Below are 8,837 nucleotides of genomic sequence, written 5' to 3'. Positions count from 1 at the left end.
CCGTGGCCTCGGCCGCGCTGTGCTGCGGCACCGCGCCGATCGCCTCGCCCGTGATGGGCGAGCGCACCGGCAGGCTGCCGCCCGTGTAGGCCGAGCGCGGCACGCCCAGGCGTTTCAGCAATTGATCCACCTCCGCCGAGACGGCAGAGGCGGGCGTGGCGGGTGAGGAAGGGTTGGCGACGTTGGCAGACATGGCGGTGGTGCTCGCAGTCAAAAAACAAGAACGGTAAAACGCGACGAGGCAAAGAAGCAAGAAAGCGTGCGCCAATATCCCCCAATCGCGCCTGCCTGCATAGCAAAATTACGGAACGACTTGATGTCAAAATGGAATCAAGTTCCGGGTTGGTAAAAACCCTTGCCCTAGTCGAATCTGCGCTGGCCGGCAATGCCTTGCGCAGAGTCATTCCCTTGGAGCATGACCTTGCTGCGCCGCGCCTTTCTCCCCTCCATGGCCGACCTGCTGGCCTTCGAAGCCGCCGCCCGCCACCACAGCGTGTCGCGCGCGGCCGAAGAACTGCACCTGACCCAGAGCGCCGTCTCGCGCCAGATCCGCCAGCTGGAGGCGCAACTGGGCACCGCCCTGTTCCACCGCGTGCGCCAGCGCGTGGTGCTCACCGACGCCGGCCGCGTCTACGCCGCCGACCTGCAGGGCGTGCTGCAGCAGCTGTCGGCCATCACGCAAAAAGCCATGGCCTTCAGCAGCACCGACGGCCTGCTCAACCTGGCCGTGCTGCCCACCCTTGGCACCCGCTGGCTCATCCCGCGCCTGGGTGGTTTCATGGCGCTGCATCCGGAGGTGACGGTCAATTTTGCGGCGCGTTCCGAGCCGTTCGACTTTGCCGGCACCCCGTTCGACGCCGCCATCCACTTCGGCACGCCCCACTGGGCCGGGGCGGTGTGCGAATACCTCATGCACGAAGAAGTGGTGCCGGTGTGCAGCCCGGGCTACCAAAGCCAGCACGGCATCCACACCCCGCAAGACCTGGCGCGCGTGGTGCTGCTGCAGCAGAGCACGCGGCCCACGCAGTGGTCGGAATGGTTCGAATTGGTGGGCGAGCCGACCAGCCTGGCGCTGCGCGGGCCACGGCACGAGCAGTTCGCCATGATTGCGCAGGCGGCGGTGTCGGGGCTGGGAGCGGCGCTGCTGCCGCGGTTCTTGATCGAGCCGGAGCTGGCGGCGGGGAGCCTGGTGGAGCTGTCGGATACCGTGCTGACCAGCGGCGATGCGTATTACCTGGTGTATCCGGAGGCGCGGGCGGAGGCGCCGTTGGTGAAGGCGTTCAGAGATTGGGTGGTGGGGGAGAGTGGGGAGTTAACGCGAAAAGTTAGATTGGCCTGAATGATTCGCGGTTTCAAGGTCTGTCACGTATGGCCAATTTCGGTTGAGACGGAGGTTCGCTTTGGGCCCAAGCCGTCGTTCACAGACCGTCCGGACGGGGCGATAGCCAATCCGTAAAGCGGGCGCGAAGCTCTTCGGGTGCGATGGAGTGCGTGAAGACGTCCATCCCACCGTCGTAGGGACAGAAAATGTTTTTTGTCGCCGGAGAAACAAACGTGATGCCCACCACTTTCCAGTCTGCGAGTAGGCGAATCGCAGCTTTGAAAAAATCGGGTTTCCAGTGGGAAACCAAAGCCCGGACATACATTCGATCCTCTTCGTCCTGCCCAAGACTTTCGGGCTGCATCACAGCAACGGCCTCTCTGAATTGGCGCCCGGCAAGCTGATGCTTGGCCTTTCCACGCAGCCTGGCTTCCTCGCCAAGCGCGCGAAAGACGTACAAAGGCTCGTTGGCGCTGAAGAGCGCTGATGCGACGAGACAATGTCGATGTTCAATTTCGGCGTATTCGTCCAGCGACCCAGCGTACCGCTTCGATTCAGGGAGTGAGTGAAACCGCACCCATTGCGCGCTGAGCGCGCGACGCAGAAGATGCCCGCGAGGCGCAATCTCGCCGAACTCAGAATGCCACCAGGCAAGGGGATCAGGGCGCATATCCGTCACTCTATCCGAGCGTCTTTTATTGATGGAGCCCCCTGGGTGAGGCCAATGCCAAGCGTCGGGTGATTGGTCAATTCTGCCAATGGCTTAGCCGATTGAGTTGCGGCATCGCTCCCATCGCTGAAGTTAACCCCGCGGCCAACGGGAGCCTTCGAAGGCTGTTGGAGCCCTTCACAATCAAGACCTGCCCACCGCTCGTTCGACATGCCTCACTTTGATCATGGATAAATTTTTGCTGCAGCAGCAGGTGTTGGAACAGCTTGCAGAAGACCTGCTGCAAGCCGAGCAGGCAATGCGGGCGGCCCATGAAACGGCGACCCACGAAGAAAACATCGCCGAGAACAAATACGACACCTTGGGGCTCGAAGCCGCCTATCTGGCGACCGGCCAGGCTCGGCGCGCCGAAGCCATCCGCCAGGCGCTGGCCCATTGGCGCCAATTCTGTCCGCGCCCCTACGACGCCAGCAAAGGCATACAGCTCGGCGCGCTGGTCTGCCTGGTCGATTCCGACGACAAGGAGCAGCAGATTTTTCTCGGCCCGGATGGAGGCAGCATGAAGTTGGTCAGCGGCGGTCAGATCGTTCAGGTCATCAGTTGCGAAGCCCCTTTGGGCAGGGCCATGCTGGGTAAATGCGAGGGGGATGAAGTGTCGATACAGGTCGCTCCGAGCCGGCAGCAGTTTGAGGTGCTGCGGGTGCACTGAGCCGTTGCAAGGTCAAGCAGAATCAACACGAGGTCAGCGGACACTCAGACCTCATGCACGCATCCGCTGGTAAAAATGATGTTCAAACAGGAGTGGAGCGACGTGAAAACAGGCCAGGGCGACCTTATCCTTGAAGCATTGCAGCAGCGGTTCCAACAGAACACTCACAGGCACCCGGGTGTCGATTGGGCCCACGTCCATGCGCGTTTGCAAAGCAACCCCGAAAAGCTGAAGGCGCTCCACGCCATGGAGGCCACAGGAGGCGAACCCGATGTCATCGGAACAGCGGATGCCACTGGCGCCTGCGTTTTCTGCGACTGCGCCGCTGAAAGCCCCCAGGGTCGCAGAAGCCTCTGCTATGACGCAGCGGCATGGAATGCCCGCAAGCAGAACAAGCCAGAGAGCAACGCGGAGGGCGTGGCCGCTGCCATGGGCATCTCGCTGCTGACGGAGGACCAATACCGGACGCTTCAGCAGTTCGGGGAGTTCGACCGCAAAAACGTCGAGCTGGGTCGCCACGCCGCCGGAAATCAGACAACTCGGCGGCGCGCTGTTTTGCGACAGGCGCTACGGCAGAGTCTTCGTGTACCACAACGGTGCCGAGTCTTACTATGCTGCGCGAGGGTTCAGGGGCTCGGTGAGCGTGTGAGGCAGCCTTTGAGTTGGCGCGCAGCGACAGGAACCCGGACCTGCTGCAGGCGTCGTTATCGTGGCGTCCATCGTTGCCTGCGATGGGACTGAACGATGGAAATTTCGGAGGGCCATGTGACCTGTCTGCGCAATTGCGATAGCAGGGCAATGCCTCGCCCAACCGATGAAGACATGAAGCGCTTGTCAGCCATGGCCCAGCGCGGGGAGCTGTATCCGGCGCTCAATCACACCAAATGGGCGGAGCTGCGTGCCGAGATGCTCGCGGCACCGGTCGAGCAGCATCCCCAGTTCCGGGGCCGCAGCGTTTTCGCACCACCGGGGTTATGTACTGCATGGGACGGCGAGTTCTATTACCACCTTCATCCGGTCGCGGAGTGGGAGTGGATCGAGCTTCAAGCGGCCTCGGCACACTGGCTGCAAGAGGTCCTCAAGCGCCACGGCATTCCCTATTCCGTGGAGGCGGGAGTCATTCGGGTGTGGGGCTATACCCGGCCTGGGCCCCAGCCAGATTGGCGTGAGAGGGGCGGCGGTCCATGGCCTAAGTCGAACGCTGTCTGACGGGTGGACGGGAAAGCCCCTGGCCGCGTCGTTGCACACATTGCGGCAAAGATCGCTCGCCCGGCTCAGTGGTCCCGCATCATCAAATCCACCGACTTGCCCAACTGCGCGAACATGAAATTCGGTGCGATGCGCGATGCGATCTTCAAGACGTTGCTCAACCCCGGCCGAATCTCGAGCCTGTCTTTCCGCAGCCCGGCCAAGGCATGCTTCACCAGGGTTTCGACCGGCATCGGGGTGACGCCGCCCACATCTTCCTTCGTGAAATCATCCGAGAACAGCGAGGTATCCGTGCCCGGTGGCGCCAGCTCGAAGACCTGCACGCGGGTGCGTTTGAGCTGCAGTCGCAGCGACCGTGTATAGGCATGCAGGCCCGCCTTGGTCGCGCAGTAGATGGGCGCGATGGCCATGGGCACGAAGGCCAGCCCCGAAGACACGTTGACGATCGCCGCGCGCGGCTGTTTTTTCAGGTGGGGCAGGAACATCTGGTTGACCCAGAGGGTGCCTTTCAGATTTGTTTCGACTTCCTGGGTCAGGCCTTGCAGATCATCCGTGGGGCTCTGGAGATTGATCTTTCGCATGATGCCGGCGCAGTGGATGACGACGTTCAGTGCCGGAAACTCCTGGGGCAGCGTCTGGTGCATCGCGCGGATGGACGCGGGATCGGCCACGTCGCAAACCCGGGTGTGGATGCCGGGGAGCGAGCGGCTCACGGCCGCCAGCTTGGCGGGGTTGCGGCCGGTGACGATCACGGTGTTGCCGAGGTGCAGAAGCTGCTTCGCCAGTTCCAGCCCGATGCCGGACGAACCGCCGGTGATCAGGACGGTGTTGTTGCTGATGTCCATGGTGTGGCTTTGTTGCCTGACGGTTGAAGGTGGAGATTGACGGTCGTTGGATTCCGCACGCAGTCGTCCAGGCGCCGCTGGGGAAATCGATGGGTTGAAAGAGGCCAGGCCGTGAGGGTCCGGCCTGCGATCCGTCAGTGCATGGTGATGACGAGCCGTCCGGTCACGTGGCCTTGGGCGCTGAGTTCATGCGCGTCGGCGATGCGGTCCAGCGGAAAGGTCTGTTCGACCGGCAAGGTGAATGCGCCGGCGTTGAACAGCGATGCCGCACCCGCCAGCGCCTTGCTGGCCAGGGCCACGTCCATGGGGTCGAACGAGGTTTTGGCGCCATGTTGCGGGGCCGACAGGTCGGAGATCGACAGCACTTTGGATGCATCGCCGGTGATCGCCACCAGTTCCGGAATGACGCCAGAGCCGGCAATGTCGAGTGCGGCTTGCACGCCTTGCGGCGCCAGGGCGGCCACGCGATCGGCCAGTCCGGGCCCGTAGGTCGTCGGGGTGGCGCCCAGCGAGCGCAGGTAGTCGTGCTTGGCGGCGCTGGCGGTGCCGATCGTGCGGATGCCGGCGGCTTTGGCCAGCTGGATCACGGCCGATCCCACGCCCCCGGCGGCGCCGCTGACCAGTAGCGTCTCGCCCGGCTTCACGCCCACTTCGGCAATGATGCGCGTGGCCGTTTCGACCGCGACCGGGTAGCCTGCGGCTTCTTCGAAAGACAGCCCCTGGGGCTTCGCGGCCCATTCCTGCAGGACGGCGTATTCGGCCATCGTGTCGATGCCCTTGCCGAAGACGGCGTCGCCCACGGCCACGCCGGACACGCCTTCGCCCACGGCATCGACGATGCCTGCCGCGTCGAACCCGCTGCCGGCGGGCATGGCGATGGGCATCATCGCGTGCATGTAGCCGGCCCGCAGTTTCCAGTCGATCGGATTGACGCCTGCGGCTTTGACCGCGATGCGCACCTGGCCGGGGCCGGGCGCGGGCTTCGCGATGTCTTCGATGGCCAGAACCTCTGGACCACCGTATTGGTGAAACCGTACTGCTTTCATGGGGGGCATTCCTTGCTGATGGGGTGAAGGGAGCGGGCAGTGAAGCGGGCCGTTTGGCGGCCAGTGCTTGCCCACGCCGTGATTGTTCGGTGGCTCAGGAATGGTGCATAGTCCGAGAAATCTGGACATGGCGTCTCATCAATGGAACAAAGCATGGACATCACGGCACTGGCCGATTTCAACCGGGTGGCGACCCACGGCGGGTTTGGCAGCGCCAGCCGCGCCAGCGGCGTGCCGAAGGCCACACTGTCCCGCCGGGTGCGGGCGCTGGAGGACGCCTTGGGCGTGCGCCTCGTCGAGCGGGGCACCCGCAAATTGCAGTTGACGCCGGAGGGCGCCCTCTTGCATTCGCGCACGGCCGATCCTTTCGGCGAGATCACGCAGGTGGTCGATGAGCTGAAGTCCGGCATCGGCCGGCCGCGCGGCGTGCTGCGCGTCAGCACACCGCTGCTGTTCGCGCACGTGGCGATGGGACAACTGGGCGCGGCGTTTCTGCGCGCGCACCCCGAGGTGCGGCTGGAGGTCACGGCGGAAGACCGCCTCGTCGATCTGGTGGGCGACGGGTATGACATCGTCGTGCGCTTCAATCCGCGGCCGGACGACACGCTGGTCGGCCGCTGCTTTTTTGCGCGACCAGTTGCTGCTGGTCGCGCCGCCGGACTGGCCCCTGCCGCCAGCGAATGCCGCAGCACCCGGCGGCGGCATCGAACTCCCGGCGGTCATGCGCACGGGCCGCACCGTGGCGGGGGCCTGGACGGTGGTCGACCCGGCCGGCAGCGTGCGCACGTACCTGCCCAAGCCCCTGTTGCGCTACTCGACCCCGCTGCTCATCCGGAACGCGGTGCTCGCGGGCGCAGGCCCGGCCCTGGTGCCCCGGACCGCCGTGGCGCCGGACCTGGCCGCCGGGCGCATCGTCGAATGGGGCGTGGTGCAGGGCGCGGAACCCGAAGGCTGGGTGCTGCACGCATCACGCCGGCTCGTGAGCCCCAAGGTCACCGCCTTCGTGGATTTTCTCTGCGATCATTTCGCCTGAGGTGGGCATGCGCGAAAGCGCTCAAGGCCATCGGGCGCTGAAGCTAAAAGTCGTTGGCGCTGCGGCCGGATGGCCGCGCCGTCGGACCGGAGGGGGCGACGGCAGAGGCTGCGGCCTGCAACGCCTCCAGCGCATCCTGCCGCCACCACTCGGCGGCGGCGTAAAAGCCCTCCCACACGCAGCCGTTGCAGCCGCGGCCGCAGCAGGTGGTGGGTTCGGCCGGGGGCGGGCGCAGCGCCACCGCATGGGATTGCGCGCGGGCCTGCAGCGCGGCGAATCCAGCGCGTGCGCGGGCCAGGTCGGTGGCGACTTCGGTCATCGCATCGTCCCGCGCTCTCAGTAGCGGCGGCGGCCTCCATAGCGGCGCATGGCGTAGCGCACGAGGAACGCGCCGCCCAGCACCAGGGCGAACCAGCCCACCAGGGAGGCCTGCCGCATCATGTCCGCCACGCTGGACGACCGCGCCACGTAGGGTGCCAGCAGCACGATGAGGCCGATGAGCGCGCAGGTCACGCCCTTGAACAGCAACTCCTTGTCGTGCTTCTGATCGGGGCGGTGAACGGGGGGTGGGGGAAGGGGCATGTAGGCCAGTGCGGAAGGTGAAGACAGGGCCGATTATCCTTGTCGCCCTCGAACCCCCTCAAAAAAGCGAAAGACTCTCCATGGCCATCCAGTGGTTTCCCGGTCACATGCACCTCACGCGCAAGGCGATCGGCGAGCGCATCAAGGACATCGACGTGGTGATCGAACTGCTGGATGCGCGCCTGCCCGGCTCCAGCAGCAACCCGTTGCTGGCCGAGCTGACCGGGCACAAGCCGGCGGTCAAGGTGCTCAACAAGCAGGACGTGGCCGACCCCGCGCGCACGCCGCTGTGGCTCGACTGGTACAACGCCCGGTCGGAGACGCGCGCCATCGCGCTCGATGCGTCCGAGCCCGCGCCGGCGCGGCGCCTCATCGACGCCTGCCACCAGCTGGCGCCGCAGCGCGGCGGCATGGCCAAGCCGATGCGGGTGCTGATCTGCGGCATTCCCAACGTGGGCAAGTCCACGCTCATCAACACGCTCAGCCAGAAAAGCCAGGCCAAGACGGGCGACGAGGCCGGCATCACCAAGCTGGAGCAGCGCATCACGCTGGCCGACGACTTCTACCTGTGGGACACGCCCGGCATGCTGTGGCCGCGCATCACCGTGCCCGAAAGCGGCTTCAAGCTGGCCGCCAGCGGCGCCATCGGCCGCAACGCCTACGACGAGGAGGAGGTGGCGCTGGAGCTGATCGGCTACCTCAAGCAGCACTACGTCCCGCTGATGGAGGCGCGCTACAAGCTGGGCCTGCCGGCGGGCGCGGTGGGCAACCTGCAGGACGAAGAGATCCTGGAGGCCGTGGCCCGCAAGCGCGGCGCCATCATGGCCGGCGGGCGCGTCAACCTGCAGAAGGCGGCCGAGCTGGTGATGACGGACTTTCGCACCGCCATCCTGGGCCGCATCACGCTGGAGACGCCCGAGGAGTTCGAGGTCTGGCAGGCCGAGGGCGCCCGGCAGGAAGCCTTGCGCGCCGCCAAGAAGGAAGCCCGGGGCCGCAAGCGCGGCAGCCGGGGCGGCGACGATGGCAATGGCCAGGGCGATTCGCAGGCGCCGGAGAGCGATGGCGATGGGGGCGGGGACGGCGGCGGGGATTGAAGCCCGGGCCTGCCGGTTTTGAGTCAAAACGGGCCCATGCCCTAGTATTGATTGCCTGTATTGCTATTAAATAGATAGCAAATCAGGCGATATCACCGCTCTGCGCCGTACCCCCGTGCGCCGCATGCAGGCGCTGCTCCAGCACCGTGAACCAGCGCAGCAGGCGCGCCGCATGGTCCACGGCGTGGCGCGGCAGCGGGTGGCGCGGATCGGACTGCCGCTGGGCGCAGGTGATGCGCACCACCGGCGGCGCGCCGGGGGCGGCGGCCTCGATCTCCAGCTGGTAGGCGGCGTGTGCGTCGTCGGGCGCGTCGCCCGGCGCCTCGGT

General features: G+C 65.6%; 11 protein-coding genes and 4 pseudogenes. 8 read left to right on the top strand and 7 right to left on the bottom strand.

The genetic code is table 11. The annotated features are described in order from the left end of the window. Positions 1-193, bottom strand: a pseudogene (locus AC27IQ_RS14960) (aldehyde dehydrogenase family protein); the annotation flags it as partial. 222 nt (positions 194-415) lie between these two features. On the opposite strand from AC27IQ_RS14960, the gene AC27IQ_RS14955 reads away from it, so the two are divergent. Beyond that, positions 416-1,339 (top strand): LysR family transcriptional regulator, encoded by a 924-nt coding sequence (locus tag AC27IQ_RS14955; RefSeq protein WP_487089929.1) that lies wholly within the window; start codon positions 416-418, stop codon positions 1,337-1,339. Between the two features lie 79 nt (positions 1,340-1,418). Here the strand turns inward: AC27IQ_RS14955 and AC27IQ_RS14950 are convergent, their stop codons facing one another. Continuing rightward, positions 1,419-1,991 (bottom strand): DUF3885 domain-containing protein, encoded by a 573-nt coding sequence (locus AC27IQ_RS14950; RefSeq protein ID WP_487089928.1) that lies wholly within the window; start codon positions 1,989-1,991, stop codon positions 1,419-1,421. A gap of 226 nt (positions 1,992-2,217) precedes the next feature. Here AC27IQ_RS14950 and AC27IQ_RS14945 point away from each other — a divergent pair, with 226 nt between their 5' ends. The 4 genes and pseudogenes from AC27IQ_RS14945 to AC27IQ_RS14930 all read left to right on the top strand — a co-directional run bounded on the left by AC27IQ_RS14945 (position 2,218) and on the right by AC27IQ_RS14930 (position 3,909). Further along, positions 2,218-2,700: a GreA/GreB family elongation factor gene (locus AC27IQ_RS14945; protein ID WP_487089927.1), complete on the top strand. Its 483-nt coding sequence runs from the start codon at positions 2,218-2,220 to the stop codon at positions 2,698-2,700. A gap of 75 nt (positions 2,701-2,775) precedes the next feature. Then, positions 2,776-3,141, top strand: a pseudogene (locus AC27IQ_RS14940) (DUF4256 domain-containing protein); the annotation flags it as partial. An 88-nt stretch (positions 3,142-3,229) separates the two neighbouring features. Then, complete coding sequence (locus tag AC27IQ_RS14935) at positions 3,230-3,349, top strand: DUF4256 domain-containing protein (RefSeq protein WP_487089930.1); 120 nt, start codon at positions 3,230-3,232, stop codon at positions 3,347-3,349. A 173-nt stretch (positions 3,350-3,522) separates the two neighbouring features. Then, positions 3,523-3,909, top strand: coding sequence for a DUF6678 family protein (locus tag AC27IQ_RS14930; protein ID WP_487089926.1), 387 nt, complete (start codon positions 3,523-3,525; stop codon positions 3,907-3,909). A gap of 65 nt (positions 3,910-3,974) precedes the next feature. Here AC27IQ_RS14930 and AC27IQ_RS14925 read toward each other — a convergent pair whose 3' ends face one another. Further along, a complete protein-coding gene (locus AC27IQ_RS14925; RefSeq protein ID WP_487089925.1) occupies positions 3,975-4,754 on the bottom strand; it encodes an SDR family oxidoreductase in 780 nt (259 codons plus the stop codon). 134 nt (positions 4,755-4,888) lie between these two features. After that, complete coding sequence (locus AC27IQ_RS14920) at positions 4,889-5,800, bottom strand: NADP-dependent oxidoreductase (RefSeq protein WP_487089924.1); 912 nt, start codon at positions 5,798-5,800, stop codon at positions 4,889-4,891. A 141-nt stretch (positions 5,801-5,941) separates the two neighbouring features. On the opposite strand from AC27IQ_RS14920, the pseudogene AC27IQ_RS14915 reads away from it, so the two are divergent. Together AC27IQ_RS14915 and AC27IQ_RS14910 are read left to right on the top strand one after the other, a co-directional pair. Continuing rightward, positions 5,942-6,379: pseudogene (locus AC27IQ_RS14915) on the top strand (LysR family transcriptional regulator); the annotation flags it as partial. After that, on the top strand, positions 6,366-6,833 hold the full coding sequence (locus AC27IQ_RS14910) for a LysR substrate-binding domain-containing protein (protein WP_487089923.1): 468 nt from the start codon (positions 6,366-6,368) through the stop codon (positions 6,831-6,833). The pseudogene AC27IQ_RS14915 and the gene AC27IQ_RS14910, both read left to right, overlap by 14 nt. 43 nt (positions 6,834-6,876) lie before the next feature. Here the strand turns inward: AC27IQ_RS14910 and AC27IQ_RS14905 are convergent, their stop codons facing one another. Both AC27IQ_RS14905 and AC27IQ_RS14900 read right to left on the bottom strand, forming a co-directional pair. After that, positions 6,877-7,152: an oxidoreductase-like domain-containing protein gene (locus tag AC27IQ_RS14905; protein ID WP_487089922.1), complete on the bottom strand. Its 276-nt coding sequence runs from the start codon at positions 7,150-7,152 to the stop codon at positions 6,877-6,879. A gap of 17 nt (positions 7,153-7,169) precedes the next feature. Beyond that, the gene (locus AC27IQ_RS14900) at positions 7,170-7,415 is read right to left on the bottom strand and encodes a hypothetical protein (RefSeq protein ID WP_272564034.1); all 246 of its coding nucleotides are present in this window, start codon (positions 7,413-7,415) and stop codon (positions 7,170-7,172) included. An 80-nt stretch (positions 7,416-7,495) separates the two neighbouring features. Here AC27IQ_RS14900 and ylqF point away from each other — a divergent pair, with 80 nt between their 5' ends. Next, a complete protein-coding gene (gene ylqF, locus AC27IQ_RS14895; RefSeq protein WP_284403458.1) occupies positions 7,496-8,509 on the top strand; it encodes a ribosome biogenesis GTPase YlqF in 1,014 nt (337 codons plus the stop codon). An 82-nt stretch (positions 8,510-8,591) separates the two neighbouring features. On the opposite strand, the pseudogene AC27IQ_RS14890 reads toward ylqF, so the two are convergent. Continuing rightward, positions 8,592-8,837 (bottom strand): annotated as a pseudogene (locus AC27IQ_RS14890) (hypothetical protein); the annotation flags it as partial.

The sequence above is a fragment of the Acidovorax sp. KPB24-07 genome (genome assembly GCF_057543315.1).
The sequence above is the reverse complement of the archived record's forward strand: the minus strand, read 5'-3'. Positions and strand labels throughout refer to the sequence as shown.